Below are 22,573 nucleotides of genomic sequence, written 5' to 3' on the forward strand. Positions count from 1 at the left end.
ACCCACTGTTCGGCCCTCCGTTAATGCTTCCCAGAGCCGTTGCGGTTATCGTCGAGCCGACAAGAGGCTGGGGCGGATCTGCAAGTGGCGGTGCTGGCGCGGGTTGGGCTTGCGGCCCTGATTGTGGGGCTTGTGTTCCTCGCCGGTCATTTCGGCGCCTTCGCTTCACTCGACCGGCTGAGCGGAGATACCCGGTTCCAGCTCAGCGACCGGCCGGCCAGCGGCCAGGTGGTGTTCGTCGATATCGACAGTGCGAGCCTGCAGCAGGTCGGCATCTGGCCCTGGCCACGGCAGGTGCATGCCGAACTGCTCGACCGGCTGATGGCGCTCGGCGCGGCGGACGTCGCCTTCGACATCGATTTTTCCGCGCGCTCCAGCCCCGAGGGCGATGCGGCGCTGGCCGCGGCGCTCGAGGCCGCCGGTGGATATGCCTATCTCGCAGCCTTCGAACAGGTGGACGGGGCGACCGGGGTTACGCAGCTCAGCCTGCCGATCGCGCCGCTCCTCGCACAGGCGACGGCGGTTTCGGTCAATGTCTCGGCGACCCGCGAAGGCCTGATCGATCGCTTCCCGGCGATTACCACCCAGGGCGAGATCAGCGTTCCGGCGCTGCCGGTGGCGCTTTTCGGCAAGCCCGCGCCGGATGGTGATATCCATATCGACTATGGCATCGACCTCAGGAGCATCGACCGCATTCCGGCGGGCGACCTGCTGGCCGGCAGGGTCGACGCGGAGCGGGTGGCCGATCGGCAAGTGGTGATCGGGGCCAGCGCAATAGAGTTGCGCGATATCTTCGCGGTGCCGCGCTACGGCATGCTGCCGGGGCCACTGGTGCAGATTGCCGGGCTCGAGACGCTGAAGGCGAACCGGGCGCTGACGCCGCTCGGCTATTGGCCCGGGCTTGCCGCCGCGGCGCTGCTGGCGCTTGGGTCGGCGCTGCTGGGCTGGCGGCTGCGGGTGCGTTACGCAGTGGTGCTGGCGCTCGCCGCCATCGTTGTTTGCGAACTCGCGGCGCTGTTGCTGCAGCGGCACTATGGGCTGGTGCTGCAAACGGCCGGCTTCGAAATCGCAGCGCTGCTGCTGCTCGGCCAGCATGTGGTGTTCGCCCTGATGCGCGAGTATGCCGAACGGCGCCGGGCGCAGGCGCGGCTGCTGCACCTCGCCCGGCACGATGCCGCAACAGACGCCCTGTCGCGCAACGGTCTGCTCGAGCAGATGACGGCAAGCCCACCCGCGGCTCTGATGCTGGTGGGGATCCTCAGGATGGACCTGGTGCGCGGCGCCCTCGGCCAGCGGGTGGCCGAGCGGGCGCTGCGGGCCATTGCCGGCCGACTGCAGCTGCTGGACCTCGGAGCGGTCGGGCTGATCGACCGCGACGTCTTTGCCATCGCGCTGAGCAGGACACCGACCGAGGCGAACCTCAAGCGGCTCGACTGGGGGCTGCGCGCCGCGCTGCGGCCGGCCATCGTCGTCGACGAGCACAACGTGCATGTCGACGTGACCCTCGCAGTCGACAGCGCCGCCGAGGGTATTTTGCCCGATGAGATGTTGCGGCGCGCCGAACTGGCGCTGCGGGTCGGAGCGCCGGACCTCGGCGTTTCCACCTATGAGGCCGGCATGCAGATCGAGGTCGACCGACGGCGGCGGATCGATGCGGAGCTGCGCCAGGCGATCGGCCGGGGCGAGCTGACCGTGGTCTTCCAGCCGCAGATCAGCCTCGCCGACGGAACGCTCGTCGGGGTGGAAGCGCTGGTGCGCTGGCAGAGCCCGGTGCTCGGGCCGGTGTCGCCGGCCGATTTCATTCCGCTGGCGGAAGAGACCGGGCTGATCGTGCCGCTCGGGGCGTTCGTCCTGGCAGAGGCTTGCCGGGCCGCCGCGGCGTGGAGCTGGACCGGACGGCTGGCGGTGAACGTCTCGGCGGCGCAGATCCGGCTCGACGATGTCGGCGAGCGGGTGGCCGATGTGCTGGTCGAGACGGGGTTCGCGGCGCGACGGCTGGATCTCGAGATCACCGAGAGCGTGCTGGTCGACACACCCGAGCGACTATCGCAGATGTTCGCTGACCTGCGCGCTTTGGGCGTCGGCATTGCCATCGACGATTTCGGCACCGGCTACTCGTCGCTGAGCTACCTGGGCGGGCTCGATTTCGACAAGCTGAAGATCGACCAGAGCTTCGTGCGGACACTCGCGCCGGACACCGCCAACGCCGCCATCGTCCAGACCATCATCGACCTGGCCCGGCGGCTGGGCAAGACTACGGTCGCTGAAGGCATCGAGACCGAAGCGCAACGCCAGCTGCTAGCCGGCATGGGCTGCGATATCGGCCAGGGCTATCTGATCGGGAGGCCGGTACCGGCATCCGAGATCGCCGCACGGATCGAAGCGGAACGCGCAGCGGCTTGAGCTCCCCTCCCCCCTGAGGGGAGGGGTTGGGGGTGGGGGTGGTGAGGGGAACCTCGGTGCTGACTGCACCACCCCCTCCCTCAAGGGGGAGGGAAGCGCGAGGCCGGTGCTAGAGGACGCTTTAGGGCTACAGCAACCCGCCCAGCCCCAGGCTTACACCTACCCCGCCGACATCGACCGAGACGCCGTTGCCACCGCCGACGCTGACTCCGACATTGGTGCCGCCGACATCGACATCGACGGACGCGCCGTCACTGCCGACATCCGCGCCGGCGCTCACACCGACCGGTGTCGACACCTCGACCGTCACACCATCGGGGCCAGCTCCGACACTGGCATTGGTCCCGACGGCACCTGCCGTGACGTTGACGCCGCCGGTGGCGGAACCCGAGATCACCTGACCGTCGGCACCGACCACCTGCGAGGACCTGGCGCCGCGGCCGCTGACGGCAATCTCGCCGGTCGCCGCCACCGTCGCCTGCTGGCCGGCCGGCACCAGCACATGCGCGCCACTCTTATTGTCGCTGACCTCGACCCTGCCGCGCTTCACCTTGACCGACGATCCGGTCTTGCTGGTCTTGACGGTGAAGTGCGTGCCCTTGACCACGGCGGCAAGGAATGGCGTCTCGACGGCGAAGTGCTGCACGTTCCGCACCTCGGCCTCGATCTCGACCGTGCCGAAATGTTGCTGCACCGTGGTGAAGCGCTTGCCGGCCTTGTCGCGGATCTGGATCTGCGTGTTGCCGCCGAGGCTGACCACTTCGGCATCGCGCTGCAGGTCGACCCGGCCGTTGCCGAGCGTGCGGATCACCCGATCGTCGGGCACTACATCGCCACGCTGCAGTTTGGCCCAGTCGCCTGCGACCAGTTGCAGCACCTGGCCGCGCAGTTTCACCGCCACCCAGTCATCGGCGAGTACCGCCGAGCCGGAAGCAACGCTCATCACCATGACGAGCCCGAGCAACGTCAACATCCTGTTAAGCATGGGGGCCTCCTGCCCGCTCACATCAACTTCGCGAGCCATAGGCCGGGCAGCTCGTCGCCGATTCCTTAACGAGACCTATCTCGTGATCAGCGGGGCGCTCACAACGCCAATAAGCGTAAACGCGTACGCGCCGCATTTGCGACAATTGCGCATATCGGGGCGGAATGTCGGCGGAGTTGGACTGCCCCTCGACAGGTCCCGCCATACCGCCTATATCGCGCGGCCCTGCTGCCGGTTCGCCCGGCGCAACTTTCGGTACAGTTCTGGAGCAGAGAATGGCGCGAACCCATTGCGGCATGGATTTCGGCACTTCCAACTCTACCCTGGCCGCGGCAGGCCACAACATGCCGCCGCGGCTGCTGCCGCTCGAGGACGGCAAGCCCACCATTCCGTCGGCGATCTTCTTCTCGTTCGAGGAAGACCGGACCTTCTTCGGTCGCCAGGCAGTTTCCGAGTATGTCACCGGCGCCGACGGGCGGCTGATGCGCTCGATCAAGAGCGTGCTCGGCACCTCGCTGTTCAACGACACCACCCGGGTCAAGCGCGAGGCGCTGAAATTCTCCGATATCCTCGGGCGCTTCATTGCGGAACTGAAGCGGCGCTCGGAAGCCTCGCTCGGCCACGAGATCGAAGACATCGTCTGCGGCCGGCCGGTGCGCTTCGTCGACGACGACGACAAGGCCGATGCCGAGGCGCAGCGCCAGCTCGAGGGGGCCGTGAAGGCGCAAGGTTTTCGCCATATCGAGTTCCAGTTCGAGCCGATCGCGGCGGCGCTCGACTACGAGCAGCAGGTCAAGGGTGAAGAGCTCGGCCTCGTCGCCGATATCGGTGGCGGCACCTCGGACTTCACGGTGATCCGGCTGTCGCCGGATCGCGCCAGGCGCGCCGACCGCAAGGCCGATATTCTTGCCACGGCCGGCGTCCATGTCGGCGGCACCGATTTCGATCGCCTGCTGTCGCTGAAAAAGGTGATGCCGCTGATGGGCTACGGGACCGAGACGGCGGACGGCAAGCGCCCCCTGCCCTCGGCGCCCTATTACGATCTCGCCACCTGGCACCGGATCAACCGGCTCTACAACCAGAAGACGCTGCTCGAGCTGCACTCGACCTATCAGGAGGCGCAGTTCCCCGACCTGGTCGGCATGCTGATCGCGCTGGTGGAGGATCGGCAGGGACACCGGCTGGCCGGGCGGGTCGAGGAAGCCAAGATCGCGCTGAGCGAGGCGCCGCAAACCGAGTTCCGCTTCGCGACCCGCGACGTGAAACTCGAGACGCCGATCAGCGTCGAGCAGCTGGATGGTGCGCTCGCGGGCGCCACGGCATCGATCGCCGCCGCAATCGGCAAGACGCTGACGGCGGCGGGCGTACCGGGCGACCGCATCGATACGCTGATCCTGACCGGTGGCTCGACCCGGGTGCCGGCGGTCGGCAACATGCTGAGAGCGCTGTTCCCTGAGGCCAGGGCGGTCGAAACCGATGCCTTCGGCAGCGTCGGGCTCGGCCTCGCCCTCGATGCGTCGCGGCGGTTCAGCTAGCCTTCAGCTTGGCTTCGCTACCCCTTGAGCAGTGCATAGGCACCAAAGGGGGTTTTCGATGCTGCCATCAATCCGTTCGCTGCTCGTCATGCTGTTGCTGTTTGCGGCACCGGCGCTAGCCGCCGAGAAGGCGATCATCATCCTCGATGGCTCCGGCTCGATGTGGGCGCAGATCGATGGCAAGGCGCGCATCGAGATCGCCCGCGAGACACTGGACCAGGTGCTGGCCGGCGTGCCGAAGGAGCTGGAGCTCGGCTTCATGAGCTACGGGCACCGCGAGAAGGGCGCCTGCGACGATATCGAGCTCCTGGTGCCACCGGCCGCCGGAACCGGTGCCGCAATCAGCGAGGCTGCGGCGGGCATCACCCCCAAAGGCAAGACGCCGATCTCGGCGGCCGTGCAACTCGCGGCCGAGGACCTGAAATATACCGAAGACAAGGCGACGGTAATCCTGATCACCGACGGGCTCGAGACCTGCGAGGCGGATCCCTGCGCGCTGGCATCGACACTCGAGGGCCAGGGCGTCGATTTCACCACCCATGTGGTGGGCTTCGGGCTCACCGATGAAGAGGGCAAGCAGGTCGCGTGCCTCGCCGAAAACACCGGCGGCAAGTATATCGCGGCCGGCGACGAGGAAACGCTCACCGAGGCGCTGAGGAGCACGGTGGCAGAGGTGACGACGCCGGCGGAACCCGAGCCGGCGCCCGAACCCGAGCCGGTGGCGGTGGAATTCAATCTCGTGCCGCAGGTGGTGATTGCCGAGGGCGACAGTTCCATCGCGTCCGATGCCGACATCGTCTGGGAAATCCACAAGGCCAATGCCGATGGCAGCGAGGGCGAATATGTCGCCACCGAATATGGCCCCAACTACAAGGGCAAGCTCGAGCCGGGCGACTATCTGGTGCGCTCGAGCATCGGCTATGCCCACGTGCAGATGCCGGTGACCATCGAAGCGGACAAGGTGGCGGAACCGTTCTTCATGCTCAATGCCGGCCAACTGACCATCCGGCCGCTGCCCAGCGCCGGGGCGGAGCCCGACAGCAATGCCGCGGTGTTCACCGAGTTTCCCAATGGCGAAAGCACCACCAGCTATGGCGAAACCAAGGTCTGGGTGCCGGCCGGAGAGACGAGGGTGCAGGTGACGATCGGCACCGGGGTCGCCAGCCAAGCCATTGCGGTCAAGGCCGGTGAGCTCATCAGCCAGGATATCGTCGTCGGGGTCGGCGTCGCGGCGGTCAACGCCTTCTATATCGAGGGCATGAAGGTCGAAGACAGCGAGCTGTTCGAGGAAATCCTCGAAGCCAAAAAAGACATCCAGGGCAACCGCAAGTCGCTGACCTATAGTTACGGCCCGGACCACAATTTCGAGTTGCCGCCCGGCGACTATGTGCTGGTGTCGAGCGTCGGCGGCGCCAAGCTCGAAACGCCGTTCAGCGTCGTTGCCGGCGAGCGCACCGAGGTCAACGCCATCCTCGGGGCCGGGGTCGTGGCGATTACGGCGCCTGGCACCGACAAGGTCGAGGTGTTCGGGGCCAAGAAAGACATCCAGGGCAACCGCACCTCCTTCACCTACGGCTATGGCGGGGCCCTGCAGACGACGCTGACGGCGGGCGACTATGTGGTCGTCGCGTCACCGGCCGAGGGCGCGCCGAAGGAAACCAGCATCACCGTCGTTGCCGGCGAACGGCTGGAGGTCACGGTCGAATGAGGGCGACCGGTCGGCGGAGTTTGCCGGCCGGCGTTACCGAAAACACAACCATCACCGGCTAGGCTGCTGCCAACGCACGAGTTGGCGGCAGGGTTTTGGACGACTTCTTGCACGCATTGGTGGCGAACTTTGCCGTGGTCGGCACGGTGTTCGCCCTATGGACGTTGGCGCAGGAATGGCTGCACCGGCACCGCCGGCCGGTGCGGCAGCTGGCGCTGGGCAGCTTCATGGGCCTCAGCGCCATGGCGACGATGGTCTTCGCCGTCGAAGGCCAACCCGGCGTGCTGCTCGACCTGCGCTCGGCGCCCCTGGCGATCGCCGGTTTGTTCGGTGGCCCCCTCGCGGCAATCGTCGCGGCCGCACTGACCGGCGCCTATCGCATCGCCGTCGGTGGCGCCGGTGTGGTGCATGGGTTGATCTCGATCGGCATCGTCGCGCTGATCGGGCTGATCGTAAATCTGGCGCTGAACGGGCGAACGCCCAGGGCACTGCACATCGTCGGCGTGGCGTCGGCCATTGCGCTGGTGTCACTGCTCATCACGCTGACGCTGCCGGCGCTCACCGACGCGCTGCGCGCCATGGCCGTGCCGGCGTCGGCGCTGATCTTCGTTGCGACGCTGCTCGCTGGGTTCGTGGTGACGCGCGGCGAAGCGCGCTCGGCCGAACGCGACCTGTTGAGCGCGGCGCTGACCCGCTCGCCCGAGTATTTCTACATCAAGGACCGGGCCAGCCGCTTCGTCGCGGCAAACCTTCATGTGGCGCAGAATGCCGGCTACCGGCAGCCGGAAGACCTGATCGGCAAGACCGACTTCGACCTGACCGACAGCCAACGCGCCACGCAGCTGTTCGAGGAAGAGCAGCAGATCATGCAGAGCGGACAGCCGGTGCTCGGCCGCAAGGAACGGCTGGTCGACGCTGCGGGCGGCGAGCGCTGGTTTCTCACCTCCAAGGTGGCGCTGCACAATTCCGACGGCGAGGCGATCGGCATTGCCGGCACGACGCGCGACATCACCGAGCAGCAGCAGCTCGAAGTCGAGCTGACCGACAGCCGGAACCTGCTCAGTTACGCCGTCAACGAGATGTCGGACGGCCTCGCGATGTTCGATCGCAACGGCTACCTGGTCTATTGCAACGAACGCTACCAGAGCCTGTTTCCGCTCACCGGCGAGGCGCGCAAGCCCGGCGCGCATATCCGCGACATCCTGATGCGGGTGGTCGAGACCGGTGAACAGCTGAACCTGGGCGACCCCGAGGTCTGGCTGCAGGTGGTCTCCGGTTCGCTCGGCAAACATTCCGAAGAGCAGGTCAACCTGTTCGACGGGCGCTGGCTGCTGATCCAGACCCGGCCGACCGAGGAAGGCGCCGCCATGGTGGTGATCTCGGACATCACCAGCGTCAAGCAGACCGAGGGCGAGCTGCGCAGCCTCACCACCGAACTGAAGCTGCTGGCCGAGACCGATGGGCTGACCGGGCTGATGAACCGGCGCTCGTTCGACCTGCGGCTGGCCGAGGAACTCGAGCGCAGCCAGCACGAGCGGCGCGCCGTCAGCCTCGCCATGTTCGACGTCGACTGGTTCAAATCCTACAATGACTCGCTCGGCCACCCGGCCGGCGACGAGTGCCTGCGCGTGGTCGGCCGCTGCCTCAGGATGGCGCTGCTGCGCGAAGGCGACCTGGCCGCCCGTTATGGCGGCGAGGAATTCGTCGCCATCCTGCCCGGTACCGACGAGGCGAGTGCATTGGTTGTCGCCGACCGGGTGCGGAGGGCGCTGGCCGAGCTCAGGCTGCCGCATCCCGCCTCGCCTGGGCGCATCGTCACGCTCAGCGCCGGCGTCGCCAGCTATGCCACGAGCGAGAGCCGGCGCAGCCCTGGGCAGTTGCTGTCGCGCGCCGACGAGGCGCTGTATGAGGCCAAGGCGGCAGGGCGAAACCGGGTGCTGGGCTGGAAGCCGCGCGATGCGGCCGGGGTGGGCTGAGCAGCGCTCAGGCGGCGCGGTCGCGCAACTCTGCAAAGGCCGCGGCGTAGAGATCGACGAGTTTTCTGGCCCGCTCCAGCGCCATGCCGCGCCCCTCGCGCAGCAGCGCCGTGGCCTTGGTGGGCAGCACCGCGCCGGTGCCGGGTTCGAGCAGAATGGCATGCCATTGGGCGGCACGCGTCACGCGGATGATATAGCCGCGATAGCTATCGTCCAATGCGTAATCCCCCGCGTGGTTATGCTTACTCAAATGCGACGCTGCACCCGGGGTTCCACTGGCTCAACGAGCGCTCGATCACAACTGCTGCGCGGTGTGGATTGTGTGGAGAACAGGAAACGTGATCGGACCTGTCATGCTTCGGAGGAAATCGCCTCGACGAGGCGGCCACCGGAGGTCATGCCGCCGCCCAAAGCGCAGCACAATGACTGCGCGGTTCATCGCGGCTTCAGCGGCGCCGGCGCAGTCTCCCGGGCACCACGCAGGGAGGACTGCAATGTTCAGGTCACTGATGCTCGGCGCCGCAATTGCAGTGCTGTTGGCGATGCCTGCGACGGCCGCCGAGGTCGATCTCGACGCCAACGACAGCGGGCAAATCGAGTTCGTCATGCCGTCGGGCAATATCGGCTGCGTCATCACCCCCGAAGGGGGAACCGAGGTCTATCAGCCGGAAGACGGCGGCCCCGAAATCGTATGCGACCGGGTGGAGCCGGACTATGTCCGCGTCGTGCTGGGCGCCGACGCCGCCGAAGAACTGGACGAAGTTGCCGACCCCAGTTGCTGCGGAGCAGAGCAGGTGCTGGAGTATGGCGAGCGGGCGGCGATGGAAGGCTTCGTCTGCTATTCCGAGACCACCGGCCTCACCTGCAACACCGAGGACGAAACCCACGGCTTCACCATGGCGCGCGCCGGCATCGAGACCTGGTGAGGGGGCTGGGCGCCGCGCCGAGTGAGGTCGGCGCAGGCGGGAACCTGGTGCACATCACGGGTCGTGCCCCACCCACCGGCTGTCATCCCAGCGAAAGCTGGGACCCAACTGTCCACTTGCGCGGGCTGCGAAATGGGTCCCAGCTTTCGCTGGGATGACACCGAGTGTGGGGGACTTGCTGAGGGTCACTTTGCATACCGGCGCCACCCGCCGGTGCCCGCGGACTCCTACAAAAAATCGTCGCGCCGTGGCGTGAAGCTGTCGATCAGCTTGCCCGCTTCGAGCGCCTTGACCCCATGCACCAGCCCCGACGGCACGATATAGGCGCCACCCTTGCCGATGGCTTCGGTGACCCCGTCGATGGTTACCTCGAACAGCCCTTCGGCGACGTAGCTGGTCTGCAGATGCGGGTGCGAGTGGAGCGCGCCGATGCCGCCCTTTTCGAAGGTGAATTCGACCAGCATCAGTTCGGGCAGATCGAGGATGACGCGGCGGGACGAGCCATCGAGCTCGGTGTGCTTGCCGTCGCCGGGCTGGGCAAAGAGGGGGGACATTCTGTCACTCACAGCTTGTAGGCCTTTCTGACCAGGTTGTAGGCGAGGTCCTTGGCGACGTCGTGGGCCTCGTCTTCGTCGAGCCGATGCTCGGTGACGAGGCGCGCGAGGAAGGCGCAATCGACGCGGCGGGCGACGTCGTGGCGCGCCGGGATCGAGGGGAAGGCGCGGGTGTCGTCGTTGAAGCCGACGGTGTTGTAGAAACCCGCCGTTTCGGTCGCCATCTCGCGAAAGCGGCGCATGCCCTCGGGGCTGTCATGGAACCACCAGGGCGGCCCGAGCTTCAGCGACGGATAGACCCCGGCCAGCGGCGCCAGCTCGCGCGCATAGACGCTCTCATCGAGGGTGAACAGGATGATCGACAGCTTCGGATCGGTCCCCACCGCATCGAGCAGCGGCTTCAGCGCCCCGACATAGTCGGTACGCGAGGGGATATCGAACCCCTTGTCGCGGCCGAACTTTGCCAGCATCGCCGGCGAATGGTTGCGCCAGGCGCCGGGGTGAATCTGCAGCACCAGCCCGTCGTCGATCGACATGCGGGCCATCTCGGTCAGCATCTGGGCGCGGAACAGCGCCCGATCGCGCGGCTCGGCCTTGCCGCTGCGCACCTTGTCGTAGAGCTGGCCGGCTTCCTTGGGGAGGAGGTTGGCCGTTTCGGCGGTCGGGTGCCCATGGTCGGACGAGGTGGCGCCGAACTGCTTGAAGTAGGCGCGGCGCTTGCGGTGCGCCTCGAGATAGCCATTCCAGTGGCCGGTATCTTCGCCGGTGATCTCCCCCAGCCTGTCGAGATTGGCCGCAAAGCCGGCAAAGTCCGGATCGACCACCGAATCGGGGCGATATGCCGGCACCACCCGGCCCTGCCAGCCGCTGCCCTTGATCATCCGGTGCCACTTGAGGTCGTCGAGCGCCGCGTCGGTGGTGGAGATCACTTCAAGGTTGAAGCGCTCGAACAGGGCGCGCGGGCGATAGTCGTCGCGCTGCAAGCACTCGGCGATCTGGTCGTAGACCGCGTCGGCATTGTTCTCGCTCAGCCGCTCGGTGACGCCGAACAGGGTGGCGAAGGTGTGGTCGAGCCAGGAGCGGGTCGGGGTGCCGCGGAACAGGTAGTAGTTTTTGGCGAACAGCCGCCAGATCGTCCGGCCGTCGGTCTCGACCGCCGAACCGTCGCTGGTGGGCACCCCCAGATCCTCGAGGCGGATGCCTTGCGAGAACAGCATGCGGAACACGTAGTGATCGGGGACGATCAGCAGCTGCGCCGGATCGGGGAACTTCTCGTTCTCGGCGTACCAGCGCGGCTCGGTATGGCCATGCGGCGAGACCAGCGGCAGGTCCTTGATCCCGGCATAGAGCGCCTGCGCGATGCCACGCGCCCTGGGTTCGGCATCAAACAGCCGGTTCTCGTCGAGCAAAGTCATGGTCAACAGTTCCTCCGAACCACTTGGTTACTTAGCGCGGCCGCCGATGTCAAAGCCGAGGGCTTGATCGATACCCCCTCCCCCTGCAATGGGTCAGAAAGGAGGACTGGCAATGAGCGGGATCATCGAGCGGATCGAGCGCGAGAGCGGCGTCGAAGGGCTGGCGGAGATTCTGGCCGCGCGGCTCAATCCGTCCGACCTGCAGTCGCTGCTGATCGAAGTCACCCGCCGCCGCGCCAGCAGGCGCAGCCCGGCCGAACTGCTCAGGGATTTTGCCACCAGCCGCTTCTTCGGCGTGGCCCGGCCGGATCGGGCGGCATTGCTGGCCTGGGAGCACTTGGCGCTCAGCCTGTGCGAAGGCCGGTTCGAACCGGTTGAACTGTCGCCGGTAGCGCCGCTCGGGGCCTGCTCGGTGGTGGCGACGGTCGACCAGGACTGGTCGATCGGCACGACGCGGCGCGGCGAAGTGGTGTCGGACCCGACCAACGTGCTGGCGCTCGAGGCGGCGCGGCTGCGCCAGGGCGGCCGCGACGACGTGCACCTCGCGACCAGCCACCGCGTGGTGCGGCCGCAGAACTATGGTGACGGCAATATGCTGGCGCATTTCCGGCTGTTTGCCCTGGTCAGCGGCGGCCGCGATCGCGGCGGCTACGGTTTTGAGGCCGAGGCGCTGGGCCGGCAGGTGGGGTTGCTGCTCGAGGCGTTCGGGCAGTTTCTCGCGCCGGGCACGGCGCTGCGGCTCGGCTACACGCGCACCAGCGCCCCGAACATCGACGCCCGGCTCGAGGCGTTGCGCGGCGTTGCCGAAGCCAATGGCGCCGAGCTGTTCGAGGAAATCGGCCGCGCGGCGGCGGGCAGCTATTACGCCGGCTGCTGCTTCCACATCTTCGCCGGCGATATGCAGCTCGCCGATGGCGGCGTGGTCGACTGGGGCGCCATGCTCACCGGCAACGGCAAGGAGCGCATGGTGATCTCCGGCTGCGGGGTGGAGCGGCTGCTGGGGTTGAGGGGGTAGGACATTCGGGCACTCGAGCGTAGCGCGCTCTCAATGTTAATGGTCTTGCTGATCAGTTGAGCCAAACGCGGTGTCATCCCTGCGAAAGCAGGGACCCAACTATCCGCCTGCGCGGGCTGCGGAATGGGTCCCTGCTTTCGCAGGTATGACAGCCGGCGGGTGGTGCAAGGTCGAGCCCAACCATTGAGCCGGGCAACCAACCCGAACCCCTTAGGCCGCCCGCGCCACCGGCTGCCCCCGCAGGTCGCGGAGCCAGAGCTGGCCGCAGGCGGCGTCGATGCGGTTGCCCTGGGTGTCGCGCACCACGACGGGAACGCCCGCACGCTCGAGCCCGGCGCGGAACTGCATCAGGCGGTGATCGGAGATGCGGTCGAAGCCGAGGCCGTCGACTTCGTTCCAGCGCATCAGGTTGAGCCGGGCCGGTTGCCCGCGAAACATGCCGATCAGCCGGCTGAGGTCGGCTTCGCTGTCGTTGATCCCGGGGAGCAGCAGGTAGACGAAGGTGACGACGCGGTTGTGCCGCCGGGCCCAGCTCAAGGCGCCGCCCACCACGTCGGCAATGGCGTGCTTGCGCGCCCCGGGGATCAGCTGCCCGCGCACCGCGTCGGTGGTGGCATGCAGCGAGATGGTGAGGTTGAGCCCCAGATGCTCCTCGCGTAGCGCCTTCAGCCCCTTGGGGATGCCGATGGTCGATAGCGTAATGCCGGTGGTTGGGAAATCGAGCCCCCGCCGGTCGCGCAGGATGCGGATCGCCGCCAGCACGTTGTCATAGTTGTTCAAGGGCTCGCCGATTCCCATGAAGACGATGCGGTTCACCTTCGGCCCCAGCCGCACCACCTGCTCGACGATCTCGCCGGGCGAGAGGTTGCGCTTCAGCCCGGCCTGCCCCGAAGCGCAGAACTGGCAGGCGAAAGCGCAGCCGACCTGCGACGAGATACAGGCGGTAAAGCCGTCGCGCCGGCGGATCAGCACGGATTCGACGGCATAGCCGTCGCGCAGCCCGAACAGGTGCTTTTCGGAGGTGCCGCCGAGCTGGCGGTCGCGCCGGGTCAAGGCGCGCGGCGCAATGGCATGCGCGGCGGCCCAACGGCGCAGTGGCCTGGGCAGGTCTTCGTGCGGCGAAAAGAGCTCGCGATAGCTGAGGCGCGGGCCGGAGGGCAGCGCGTCGAAGGCGTCGGAGCTGAGGTCGAGGGCGAAGGGTGGCGGTTGCATCCAATATTTATAACTTACGTGTCAGTTATAAATCAAGATGATGTGTGGATGTCGCCACGAACATCGCGCCCGCTGCACACCCCACCCCATCCCTCCCCGTCAAGGGGAGGGTGTCCGCCGGTGATTTCGGCTAGAGCCTGCCACGGACTGGATGCCCACCTCCCCCTCGACGGGGGAGGCAAGCGAAGCTTGGGAGCGTAGCGACCTAGCGCAGCTCGGAGGGGGTGTGCGGAGCCACGATGCCTGTAGAGGCCCTACTCCAGCCGCTCGCCCGGATAGAGCCGCTCGATCACCTTGCGTGTTTCCGCCTCGGTGAACCCTGCCAGCGTTCCCTGTGGCTCGACCAGCCAGAGCATGCAGGCGCCCTGGATCACCATCTGGATCAGCGCCGCCGAATCGGCCCGATCAGCCGTCTCCGGCAGCCGCTCGAAGATCGCCTGCCGCACCAACTGGTTGCGTTCGCGCGCCAGCCGGTTCAGCCCCGCATCGTTGACATCACCCCAGGCCAGCAGCAGGTAGCCGGCAAAGCCCTCGCCCGAGCCCATGCCGCCGATCAGGTCGCGCAGCATGGCCCAGAGCGGGATCAGACCCCGCTCGTTCGATGCAGAGGCGAAATAGTCGCGCACCTCCTGGGTCGAGCGTTCCAGGGTTTTGAGATGCAGCGTGCGCTTGTCGGTAAAGCGCTGGATCAGGGCGGCACGGCTCAGCCCCACCGCCTCGGCCACATCCGAGAGCGTGAAGCGTTCCGGCCCCAGCCGCAGCATGGCGGCATGGGTGGCATCGAGAACCTGATCGTCGGAGACAAGCTTGGGGCGCGGCATGTGCCGATTGATAACCGCCGCGGCGGTTATGCGCCACTCTTCAGCTGGTTATCCCGTAGCGTCGCGCCATCTTGCTGATATTGGTGACGACGCGGCTGCGGAGCTCCGGTGGGCCCAGCACTTCGACATCGTCGCCCATCTTGATGAACTCATGGCTGGCCCAGCCGACTTCCTCGATCGGGATGTCGAGCTCGCACCAGCCATCGGCGTCGGGCGTGGGCGCCAGTGCCTCAACGGCGCGTCGCACCGTATCGCTCAGATCCCGCAGCTTGCGCAGCCCGCCGGCAGTGGCGCGCACATGGGCGATGCCGACATAGATATCGCGCTCGAACTGCTTGGTCGCCTCCTGCCAGTAGCTGGGCAGGTCGAAATCCTTGGGCCGGGTAAAGGTCTGCCCGGTGGGGCCGAGCGCCTGGATCTGCGACAGCCGGTAGGTTCGGCTATTGCCGTCGCGCTGCGCCACGACGTACCAGACGCCGCCCTTCAGGACGAGGCCGAGCGGCTCGATCACCCGGTCTTTCACGTCCTTCCAGCTCTCATAGCGGATGGCGATGCGGGTTTCGCTCCACACCGCTTCGGCGACCAGCTTCAGGAACTCCGGCTTGTGGCCGGGCTGGAACCAGCCGCGCGGATCGAGATGGAAGCGCGAGCTCATCCGCCGCGCCTCGGCCTGCCAATCCGACGGCAGCGCCGCGAGCAGCTTCAGTTCGGCCTGCGCCGCTTCTTCGCCGAGCCCGAGTTCCCCAGCGGGCCCCGGCAGCCCGGAAAAGAACAGCGCCCGGGCTTCCGGCGCGGTCAACCCGTTGAGCCGGGTTTTCCAGCCATCGAGCAGGGCGAAGCCGCCATTGCGGCCGGTCTCGGCATAGACCGGTACGCCCGCGGCGCTCAGTTGGTCGATGTCGCGATAGACGGTGCGGACCGAGACCTCGAGTTCCTCGGCCAGCGACTCGGCACTGGTCCGCCCCCGGGTCTGGAGGATCATCAGGATGGTGAGGAGGCGACTGGCACGCATGAACTCTCTCTACACCAGCAACCCTGACAGCGGGTGTCAGTCTTAGCGGAATAGAGTCGTTTCCTGAAGATACGAGGAGACGCGAAATGGCTTTCGAGCAGGTGAGAAACGAGCGGGCACGCGACGCGACGGAGCTGCGGCAGGCAGTGGCCAGCATCAACGTGTTGCGCGCCGACCTGCCGGCACGCGGTTTTGGCGCGTGGTTCCGCACCCTGGTGCTCCGGCGCTATGCCAACGCCATGCTGAAGCGGACCCTGCGTCGCACGATGCGTACGCCGCTCGACCAGCTGTCCCCGCATCTGCTGCGGGATATCGGCGTGCCTGAGGATTATCGGTGAGGGGCTTGCCGACGAGCGGCCTGACCACTGATTTCACCCAAAACTCGATGTCATCCCAGGCAAAGCTGGGACCCAACTATCGGCTGGTGCAGGCGGTGAGATGGGTCCCAGCTTTCGCTGGGATGACACCCGGTGGGGGTGGCGAGCAACTTGCCACCCAAAGTCAGCCTACGCCGTCTGCCGGTCGAACTGGCCGTTCTTCATGAACCGCCACAGATAGCTCGGCAGGATCGCATCCATCGCCGTCGGCGCCACATCGAAAGCCGCCAGCGTGCGCTTTTCGCGCTTGGCCTCTTCCGACACCACGTTATCGGCCTGCAGCTGGTCGACCTGGTCGGAGGTGATCAGCGGCGAGGGCAAGAGCGACAGCGGCAGCGCCAGGAGCTTCGCCGGCCCTGCGGGGAGCGGCAGCAGCAGGTTGGTGCGGCCGGTGTCGGTCAGCACCCGCGCCACCAATTCCTTTTGGGTCGCGATTTCCGGGCCGCCGAGCTCATAGATCTTGCCGCCCTTCACCTGGCCCTCGGCGGCGCGGCAGATCGCCTCGGCGAGGTCGCCGACATAGATCGGCTGCAGCCGCGACTTCGCCCCGATCACCGGCAGCACCGGCAGCATGCGGGCGAGCATGCCGTAGCGGTTGAAGAAGCCGTCGCCGGGCCCGAAGACGATCGAGGGGCGGATCACCACTGCCGACGGGAAGGCGGCGAGCACTTCGGTTTCACCCAGCGCCTTCGAACGGGCATAGCCGCTCGGCGCCTGCGGGTCGGCGCCCAGCGCCGAGACATGCACCAGTGTGCTGACGCCGAGTGCCTTGGCGGCTTCGGCGACATTCTTCGCGCCCATCGCATGCACGGCGCGGAAGCGCTGCTTGCCGCCCTCGTGGCCGATGCCGACGAGGTTGATGACGACGCCGGCGCCGCGGATGGCGCGCTCGACCGATTCGCGGTTGCGAATATTGGCCTGGATCGGCATCACCTGCCCGACGGCGCCGAGCGGGCGCACATGGCCGGCGAGATCGGGCCGACGCACCGCGACGCGGATGCGATAGCCACGACGGGCCAGGAGCTGCACCACCTGGGTCCCGATGAAACCGGCGCCGCCGAAAATGGTGACCAGGTTCGAGGTGGATTCCATGGCTGAGGCGGCTCCGGGCAAGGCAATCGAGCTAGGGTTTCGCCGCTTCTAGCCTGCGGGTCACGACGTGTCGAGTGGAGCAAAGGTGGTCGGGCAAGAAACCGAGTTGACAGCCCCCTCCCAGTCACCTAGTGAACGGCGCCCATCGGATTGCCCTGGTGGCGGAATTGGTAGACGCGCACGGTTCAGGTCCGTGTGTCGAAAGACGTGGAAGTTCGAGTCTTCTCCAGGGCACCAATGGCTACGCAAGGGCCTCCCTCACGGGAGGCCTTTTGTTTTTGGCGGGATGTGAGTGCGGAAGGCCTGATGTTGTCTTCAACCGAGTGAGACTACCCCCGTTGCGCCTCCGCCTGCGCCACGATATCCACCCCAACCAGCTCGCTCCACGCCGCCAACAACCGCTTGGTCACCGGCCCAACCTTCCCATCCCCCACCGCCAAGCCGTTGAACTTGGTTGCCGGCATGATGCAGTAAGGCGTCGAGGTGAAGAACATCTCGTCAGCGGTGGCGAGGTCGTAGGGTAGCAGCGAGGTTTCCTCGGTCGGGATACCCAGCCCCTTTGCCAGTTCGAGCGCCGTGGCGCGGCTTACGCCGGCGAGGCAGTTGACCGTGGAGGGGGTGCGGAGCACGCCCTTCGAAACGCAGAAGATGTTGCCGCCCTTGTTTTCGGCGACGTGGCCATCGAGGTCGAGGATGACGCTCTGGGCCTGGGGGTCGACGAGCTTGGCTTCCATCTCGGCCAGCGTATAGGCGAGGCGGCTGCGGTTCTTGATGCGGGGGTCGAGCGACTGGCTCGGCACCATGCGGCTCATCGGGGTGACGCCGTGGCAGCCCTTCGAATAGAAATCCACCCAGGGCAGGAGGTTCATCGGCTGGGTGAAGATCATCACCGTGGCGGCGCCCAGCTGCTTGGTCGGATCGGCGCCGGCGACCGACAGGCCGCGCGAGATGTTGTGGACGATCCAGGCATCCTCATGCGGGGCGTAGTTCGGCCGATTGGCCTCGAACACCTCGAGCGTCACCCGCTTCATTTCGGCCGGGCTCATTTGCGGATCGATGCGCGTCAGCTTCAGCGACTGGTAGAGCCGCTCGATATGCTCGTCGAGCTTGAACGGGATGTGGCGGAAGGTGCGGGTCGATTCCGTCATCGTGTCGCCCAGCATGATGGCGCTGTCGAAGATGGAAATCCGCGCTTCGTGTTCGGGCACCAGTTCGCCCGAGATATAGACCAGTCGCGTCATCGCATGCCTCACACGCTGAGAACGATGGGGGCCTTGAGTTCGAAGACGATGCCGTCATCCGCCGGGCCGGCGGCGGAGCGCCACATCATCATGCCGACTTCGGCCGGGCGATCGAGCACGGTGAGGCCGGCATGCCAGACATTGCGATGGATGCAGACGGCATCCTCCGGGCCGGCGAGGAAAGCGCGGATGTTGGCGAGATCGGGCGCGCCGTCGGGAAGCGTCGGGGCGAGCAGCACGATCCAGCGGCCGACCTGCAGCGGCACGAAGGTCTGGGTCGAGTGCGGGTGGCGCTCGAGGAAGCTGATGCTGATCGACTGGGGGTCCACCGGTTGCGGACAGAGCACGGCGAAGGCGTGCTGGCCAGGGACGTCGCCCGGCTCCAGCACCTGAGGGATGGTGGTGAACTTGCCGCCCTCGGCGCGGACGAGCGTGGCGAAAGGAGAGAGGTCGGCGGAGGCGAGCGGCGGGAGGGACATGGTCAAGGACTCTCAGTTGAGCCGGGTGAAGCCGCTATGGGCGACGGGGCCATTGAGCAGCGCCTTGACGTCGCGGCCATCCTCGCATTCGCGGATGGTGTTGAAGATCGGCTCGAGCGCCGCGAAATAACCGTCGACGATCTCCGGCGTGTGCTCGGTGCAGGTATAGACGCTGGTGGCGGCGAGGTAGCCGGCCGCCAGCATTTCCTGGGTGATCAGGGTCTTGTAGGCGAGCCCGTTGGGCGACTTGATGCTGAAGCCGGTGAGCGCCGGGACGCCCGCGGTGGTGAGCGGCAATCCGTATTTCTGGCCCAGCGCCTGCCAGCGGGCGGTGATGGCCCGGCCGGTATCGGTGATCTTCTCCCAGGACTTCTCCGCCTCCATCACCTCGAGCGTTGCCAGCGCCGCGACCGAGCCGATGCGCTCGGTCCAGAAGGTCGAGGAGATGAAAGTGTTCTGCGCCGCCTCCATGATGTCGCGCTTGCCGATGACGCCGGTGACGGCATAACCGTTGCCGAGCGCCTTGCCGAACACCGCCATATCCGGATCGACGCCATAGACTTTGTGCAGGCCGCCGAGGGCTTGCCGGAAGCCGGAGGTGCACTCGTCGAAGATCAGGATGATGTTGTGCTGGTCGGCAAGCTTCCGCACGCTGACCAGGAACCCCGGGTCAGGGTCGTAGTTGCGCGACACCTCCATCTTGATGACGCCGATCTCCTGTGTGCGGATCAGCGCCTCGAGCTCGTCGAGCCTGTTGTAGTTGAAGGTGAACACCGAGCCGCGCAGCGATTTCGGCACGCCGTTGGGGCTGAGCCCCGGCAAGAGGTGGCCGGCGAGCTTGCTCTCGTCGCCGAGGTTACTGGCGAGATACCAGTCGTGCCAGCCGTGATAGCCGCATAGCGCCACCCCATCCTTGCCCGACGCAGCGCGGGCGATGCGGATGGCGATGGCGTTGGCCTCGCCGCCCGAGCGGGCAAAGCGCGCCATGTCGGCCCAGGGGTGGAGCGCGATCAGCCGCTGCGCCAGCTCGACTTCCTCGGGGGCATTGAGCGTCGCCATGTTGCCGAGATCAACGGTTCGCTTGACGGTGTCATCGACCTCCGGCCGGCCATAGCCAAGCGTGTTGCAGCCGATGCCCATGATCGACATGTCGATATATTCGCGCCCGTCGAGATCCCAGACACGACAGCCGGCAGCCCTGGAGAAGTACGCCGGCCACTGCTCGGGGAGGAACATTTCGGGGCGCTTCGACAGCAACATGTTGCCGCCCGGTATGACGGTCTTCGCCGTCTTCCAAAGGTCCTGCCCCTTGCCCATTCCGTCTCCCCCAACGCAATGCTATATTGTTATGAGAATAACCAAGTAGCCGTCAAGTATGCGCGGGGACTCCCCTCCCCCTTGAGAGGAGGGCTATCGCATATGGACAGCCGCTGAGCTCGCCGTGGTCCTCCCCTGCGAAGCGGGGGAGGGGGACCAGCGAAGCTGGTGGAGGGGGCGACCCCAAACACCGGCGTATCCTGCCGCCCCCTCCACCGCCTTCGGCGGTCCCCCTCCCCCGTTTCACGGTGGAGGACCACCGAGACGCCGGTGGGGAGACCCATATGCGATTGCCCTTCCCTCAAGGGGGAGGGAGGCGAAAGCCGCTGGAGCTAGTCAGCCGGCAGCCAATCCGAGAACTCCGCGGCGAGCCGCTTCCGATACGCCTCGAACACTCCCTCCCCCACCGTCTCGTAGGGCGGCAGCAGCCGCAGGGGGAAATCAGGTTCGGAGAGTTTCAGGATAGTCTTGTCGTAGGCGCCGTCGACAAAGCTGCCGCCGGCGCTGTCGAGCAACGCGTGCAGCACGCCACAAAGTTCGCGATAGAGCGTAGCAAGGCGCGGCCAGTCGCCGGTGGCGCCGGCGTTGAGATATTCGAAGGCCCGCGTTGGGTTGCTCGAGGAGATAGAGGTCAACAACCCGCATTCGCCCAGCGGGGCACCGATATAGTAGCCCTGCTCGGTGAAGAAGTGGCGCAGTTGCGGCGCGTGCTGCATCAGGCCCGAGATGAAGAACGGATCGCCGCCGCCATATTTGGTGGCGACGAGGTTGGGATGGGCAGCCGCCAGTTCCGCATAGAGCCGCGGCGACACCAGCCGGCCCGAGCGCATCAGGTTGTAGTGGAGGAATTTCGCTTCGGGGAAACCACCGCAGAGTTCGGCGAAGACCCGGCGCAACTCGGTATCGGTGACCACCGACCAGTTGGGCAGCGAGACCTGGAAGCTGGCTATGCCGAGGCCAAGGCAATAGTCGATCCGCTCGAGCATGGTGGACAGCGACTGGCTGACGATGCCCACCATCGGCGCGGCGCCGCCTGCTTCGTTGACGGTCTCGGCAAAGATGGCGGCGACACGGCGAAACATGCCGTCGGTGACGGCGTAGCCTTCGCCGGCGGTGCCGAAAATGTAGAGGTCGGGCAGCCCCGCGGCGACGAGGGTGCCGATGGTGCGACGGAACAGCGGCTCGTCGAGCGCGCCATCGTCACGCCAGGGCAGGCAGACCGTGCCCAGCACGGTGCGCGGATAGCGACTCATGGCGGCCCTCACCCCTTGTCTCTGCTATTAGCTTATCATTATAACATCTGTATCGGTGTCAAGGGTGGACACCTTGTGAGGCACACCAGTTCATGCGCGATCTCGACCCGACCGACCTGGACCGGCAGATCTGGGAGGACGAGCTTGCCGATTTCGTCCCGCAGAGGGTGTTCGACGTCCATACCCATATCTATCGCTGGGCCTTCGATCTCGACCCGAACCGGCTCAGCGGACCGTTTGCCGGCAGCATCGGCGCGTACTTCCCCGAAGTGACCTGGGAACTGGCCGACGAGGTCGATGCAACGCTGTTCCCGGGGCGGCAGATCGAGCGGCTGTCGTTCCCGTTCCCGTTCCCCAACCCCTGCGACTTCGAGGGCTCGAACAGCTATGTCGCGGCCGAGGTGGCGAAGGGCGGCGGCAGCTCGCGCGGGCTGATGCTGGTGCACCCGGGGATGAGCGCCGCGGCGGTGGAAGCCGAAATCCGGCGCACCGGGCTGATCGGGCTCAAGCCCTACCGCTTCTATGCCGCCGACCCGGTGCAATGCCGGATCACCGATATGCTGCCCGAGCAGCAGATCGCGGTGGCCGACCGGCTGGGGCTGATCATCATGATGCACCTGGGCAAGCGCGACGCCATCGCCGACCCCGAGAACATCGAGGACATGGTGCGGCTCAGCGAGAAATATCCGGGCGCCAAATGGGTGCTGGCGCATTGCGCGCGCAGCTATTCGGCCTGGGCGATCGAGACGGCGGCAGCGCGGCTCAGGGGGCTGCCGAACGTCTGGTACGACACCTCGACGGTGTGCGATTCCGATGCGCTCGACGCGCTCTATACCGGGGTCGGGGTGGAGCGGGTGATGTACGGCTCGGACGATATGATCGGGCCGATGCGCGGCAAATACATCACCTTTGGCCGGGCCTGGGCTTACCTCTCGCCGACCAACCACTCGATGGGCCTGAGCCATTGCGACGGGCGGATGACCTATATCCGCTACGAGCAGTTGCGCGCGATGAAGCGCGGGGCGCGGCAGATCGGGCTGAGTACGGCGCAGCGGGACGCGCTGTTCTATGGGACGGCGCGGGAGTTGGTGGATTTGGTTTCGGCCCCTCTCCCTGAGGGGCTACTAGATTCACACATTGAGGTGTGCGGCGAGGGTTTGGACGGCGCGCTTGGCGGTTTGGATTTCGAGCCAGCCCTGAAGCATGACGACGGGGCCGGGTTTTCCGTAGTATCCGGTCCATCCCCCGAGGC

Annotated in this window: 20 protein-coding genes and 1 tRNA gene; 9 read left to right on the plus strand and 12 right to left on the minus strand. The window is 66.5% G+C overall.

The genetic code is table 11. From position 1 onward, the window contains the following. Positions 1–84: 84 nt before the first annotated feature. Positions 85–2,403 carry an EAL domain-containing protein gene (locus VGV07_RS10040; protein WP_326868547.1) on the plus strand — a complete coding sequence of 773 codons (2,319 nt, stop codon included), beginning with the start codon at positions 85–87 and terminating at the stop codon, positions 2,401–2,403. A gap of 127 nt (positions 2,404–2,530) precedes the next feature. Here the strand turns inward: VGV07_RS10040 and VGV07_RS10045 are convergent, their stop codons facing one another. Then, the gene (locus VGV07_RS10045) at positions 2,531–3,388 is read right to left on the minus strand and encodes a FecR family protein (protein WP_326868548.1); all 858 of its coding nucleotides are present in this window, start codon (positions 3,386–3,388) and stop codon (positions 2,531–2,533) included. A gap of 275 nt (positions 3,389–3,663) precedes the next feature. On the opposite strand from VGV07_RS10045, the gene VGV07_RS10050 reads away from it, so the two are divergent. The 3 genes from VGV07_RS10050 to VGV07_RS10060 all read left to right on the plus strand — a co-directional run bounded on the left by VGV07_RS10050 (position 3,664) and on the right by VGV07_RS10060 (position 8,607). Further along, positions 3,664–4,923: an Hsp70 family protein gene (locus tag VGV07_RS10050; protein WP_326868549.1), complete on the plus strand. Its 1,260-nt coding sequence runs from the start codon at positions 3,664–3,666 to the stop codon at positions 4,921–4,923. A gap of 58 nt (positions 4,924–4,981) precedes the next feature. Beyond that, on the plus strand, positions 4,982–6,631 hold the full coding sequence (locus VGV07_RS10055) for a vWA domain-containing protein (RefSeq protein WP_326868550.1): 1,650 nt from the start codon (positions 4,982–4,984) through the stop codon (positions 6,629–6,631). 95 nt (positions 6,632–6,726) lie between these two features. Beyond that, positions 6,727–8,607 (plus strand): diguanylate cyclase, encoded by a 1,881-nt coding sequence (locus VGV07_RS10060; protein ID WP_326868551.1) that lies wholly within the window; start codon positions 6,727–6,729, stop codon positions 8,605–8,607. 7 nt (positions 8,608–8,614) lie between these two features. On the opposite strand, the gene VGV07_RS10065 is transcribed toward VGV07_RS10060, so the two are convergent. After that, on the minus strand, positions 8,615–8,824 hold the full coding sequence (locus tag VGV07_RS10065) for a hypothetical protein (protein ID WP_326868552.1): 210 nt from the start codon (positions 8,822–8,824) through the stop codon (positions 8,615–8,617). 277 nt (positions 8,825–9,101) lie between these two features. Here VGV07_RS10065 and VGV07_RS10070 point away from each other — a divergent pair, with 277 nt between their 5' ends. Then, on the plus strand, positions 9,102–9,533 hold the full coding sequence (locus tag VGV07_RS10070; RefSeq protein ID WP_326868553.1) for a hypothetical protein: 432 nt from the start codon (positions 9,102–9,104) through the stop codon (positions 9,531–9,533). 227 nt (positions 9,534–9,760) lie between these two features. Here VGV07_RS10070 and VGV07_RS10075 read toward each other — a convergent pair whose 3' ends face one another. Next, entirely contained in the window at positions 9,761–10,087 is a 327-nt protein-coding gene (locus VGV07_RS10075) for a cupin domain-containing protein (RefSeq protein ID WP_326868554.1), read from the minus strand. Between the two features lie 8 nt (positions 10,088–10,095). Then, the gene (gene uxaC, locus VGV07_RS10080) at positions 10,096–11,502 is read right to left on the minus strand and encodes a glucuronate isomerase (RefSeq protein WP_326868565.1); all 1,407 of its coding nucleotides are present in this window, start codon (positions 11,500–11,502) and stop codon (positions 10,096–10,098) included. 112 nt (positions 11,503–11,614) lie between these two features. On the opposite strand from uxaC, the gene VGV07_RS10085 reads away from it, so the two are divergent. Beyond that, entirely contained in the window at positions 11,615–12,517 is a 903-nt protein-coding gene (locus VGV07_RS10085; RefSeq protein WP_326868555.1) for a hypothetical protein, read from the plus strand. Positions 12,518–12,727: 210 nt separating this feature from the next. Here VGV07_RS10085 and rlmN read toward each other — a convergent pair whose 3' ends face one another. From rlmN to VGV07_RS10100, 3 genes are all read right to left on the minus strand, one after another. Then, positions 12,728–13,729 (minus strand): 23S rRNA (adenine(2503)-C(2))-methyltransferase RlmN, encoded by a 1,002-nt coding sequence (gene rlmN, locus VGV07_RS10090; protein ID WP_326868556.1) that lies wholly within the window; start codon positions 13,727–13,729, stop codon positions 12,728–12,730. Positions 13,730–13,983: 254 nt separating this feature from the next. Then, complete coding sequence (locus VGV07_RS10095) at positions 13,984–14,550, minus strand: TetR/AcrR family transcriptional regulator (RefSeq protein WP_326868557.1); 567 nt, start codon at positions 14,548–14,550, stop codon at positions 13,984–13,986. A gap of 40 nt (positions 14,551–14,590) precedes the next feature. Beyond that, positions 14,591–15,562 carry a YafY family protein gene (locus VGV07_RS10100; RefSeq protein WP_326868558.1) on the minus strand — a complete coding sequence of 324 codons (972 nt, stop codon included), beginning with the start codon at positions 15,560–15,562 and terminating at the stop codon, positions 14,591–14,593. Positions 15,563–15,648: 86 nt separating this feature from the next. Here VGV07_RS10100 and VGV07_RS10105 point away from each other — a divergent pair, with 86 nt between their 5' ends. After that, positions 15,649–15,900 (plus strand): hypothetical protein, encoded by a 252-nt coding sequence (locus VGV07_RS10105; protein WP_326868559.1) that lies wholly within the window; start codon positions 15,649–15,651, stop codon positions 15,898–15,900. Between the two features lie 168 nt (positions 15,901–16,068). On the opposite strand, the gene VGV07_RS10110 is transcribed toward VGV07_RS10105, so the two are convergent. Further along, positions 16,069–17,031, minus strand: coding sequence for a complex I NDUFA9 subunit family protein (locus tag VGV07_RS10110; protein ID WP_326868560.1), 963 nt, complete (start codon positions 17,029–17,031; stop codon positions 16,069–16,071). Positions 17,032–17,183: 152 nt separating this feature from the next. On the opposite strand from VGV07_RS10110, the gene VGV07_RS10115 reads away from it, so the two are divergent. Next, positions 17,184–17,268 (plus strand) — tRNA-Leu (locus VGV07_RS10115). Positions 17,269–17,360: 92 nt separating this feature from the next. Here VGV07_RS10115 and VGV07_RS10120 read toward each other — a convergent pair. From VGV07_RS10120 to VGV07_RS10135, 4 genes are all read right to left on the minus strand, one after another. Then, positions 17,361–18,272, minus strand: a complete 912-nt coding sequence (locus tag VGV07_RS10120) for an aminotransferase class IV (protein ID WP_326868561.1) — start codon at positions 18,270–18,272, stop codon at positions 17,361–17,363. A gap of 8 nt (positions 18,273–18,280) precedes the next feature. Further along, positions 18,281–18,751, minus strand: coding sequence for an ureidoglycolate lyase (locus VGV07_RS10125; protein WP_326868566.1), 471 nt, complete (start codon positions 18,749–18,751; stop codon positions 18,281–18,283). Positions 18,752–18,763: 12 nt separating this feature from the next. After that, the gene (locus tag VGV07_RS10130) at positions 18,764–20,068 is read right to left on the minus strand and encodes an aminotransferase class III-fold pyridoxal phosphate-dependent enzyme (RefSeq protein WP_326868562.1); all 1,305 of its coding nucleotides are present in this window, start codon (positions 20,066–20,068) and stop codon (positions 18,764–18,766) included. 332 nt (positions 20,069–20,400) lie between these two features. Further along, on the minus strand, positions 20,401–21,321 hold the full coding sequence (locus VGV07_RS10135) for a dihydrodipicolinate synthase family protein (protein WP_326868563.1): 921 nt from the start codon (positions 21,319–21,321) through the stop codon (positions 20,401–20,403). 92 nt (positions 21,322–21,413) lie between these two features. Between VGV07_RS10135 and VGV07_RS10140 the strand changes: the two genes are divergently transcribed. After that, positions 21,414–22,573 (plus strand): amidohydrolase family protein (locus VGV07_RS10140; protein WP_326868564.1); only part of this gene is annotated, 1,160 nt, incomplete at its 3' end.

This window comes from Devosia sp. (assembly GCF_035944845.1).
Lineage (GTDB): Bacteria > Pseudomonadota > Alphaproteobacteria > Rhizobiales > Devosiaceae > Devosia_A.

What these genes read in the sequence shown, in the direction of transcription:
- VGV07_RS10055 (WP_326868550.1), top strand. Translation starts at nt 4,982, where the DNA reads ATGCTGCCATCAATCCGTTCGCTGCTCGTCATGCTGTTGCTGTTTGCG.
- VGV07_RS10125 (WP_326868566.1), bottom strand. Translation starts at nt 18,751, where the DNA reads ATGTCCCTCCCGCCGCTCGCCTCCGCCGACCTCTCTCCTTTCGCCACG.
- VGV07_RS10045 (WP_326868548.1), bottom strand. Translation starts at nt 3,388, where the DNA reads ATGCTTAACAGGATGTTGACGTTGCTCGGGCTCGTCATGGTGATGAGC.
- VGV07_RS10070 (WP_326868553.1), top strand. Translation starts at nt 9,102, where the DNA reads ATGTTCAGGTCACTGATGCTCGGCGCCGCAATTGCAGTGCTGTTGGCG.
- VGV07_RS10050 (WP_326868549.1), top strand. Translation starts at nt 3,664, where the DNA reads ATGGCGCGAACCCATTGCGGCATGGATTTCGGCACTTCCAACTCTACC.
- uxaC (WP_326868565.1), bottom strand. Translation starts at nt 11,502, where the DNA reads ATGACTTTGCTCGACGAGAACCGGCTGTTTGATGCCGAACCCAGGGCG.
- VGV07_RS10085 (WP_326868555.1), top strand. Translation starts at nt 11,615, where the DNA reads ATGAGCGGGATCATCGAGCGGATCGAGCGCGAGAGCGGCGTCGAAGGG.
- VGV07_RS10110 (WP_326868560.1), bottom strand. Translation starts at nt 17,031, where the DNA reads ATGGAATCCACCTCGAACCTGGTCACCATTTTCGGCGGCGCCGGTTTC.
- VGV07_RS10120 (WP_326868561.1), bottom strand. Translation starts at nt 18,272, where the DNA reads ATGACGCGACTGGTCTATATCTCGGGCGAACTGGTGCCCGAACACGAA.
- VGV07_RS10100 (WP_326868558.1), bottom strand. Translation starts at nt 15,562, where the DNA reads ATGCGTGCCAGTCGCCTCCTCACCATCCTGATGATCCTCCAGACCCGG.
- VGV07_RS10135 (WP_326868563.1), bottom strand. Translation starts at nt 21,321, where the DNA reads ATGAGTCGCTATCCGCGCACCGTGCTGGGCACGGTCTGCCTGCCCTGG.
- VGV07_RS10130 (WP_326868562.1), bottom strand. Translation starts at nt 20,068, where the DNA reads ATGGGCAAGGGGCAGGACCTTTGGAAGACGGCGAAGACCGTCATACCG.
- VGV07_RS10105 (WP_326868559.1), top strand. Translation starts at nt 15,649, where the DNA reads ATGGCTTTCGAGCAGGTGAGAAACGAGCGGGCACGCGACGCGACGGAG.
- VGV07_RS10075 (WP_326868554.1), bottom strand. Translation starts at nt 10,087, where the DNA reads ATGTCCCCCCTCTTTGCCCAGCCCGGCGACGGCAAGCACACCGAGCTC.
- rlmN (WP_326868556.1), bottom strand. Translation starts at nt 13,729, where the DNA reads ATGCAACCGCCACCCTTCGCCCTCGACCTCAGCTCCGACGCCTTCGAC.
- VGV07_RS10095 (WP_326868557.1), bottom strand. Translation starts at nt 14,550, where the DNA reads ATGCCGCGCCCCAAGCTTGTCTCCGACGATCAGGTTCTCGATGCCACC.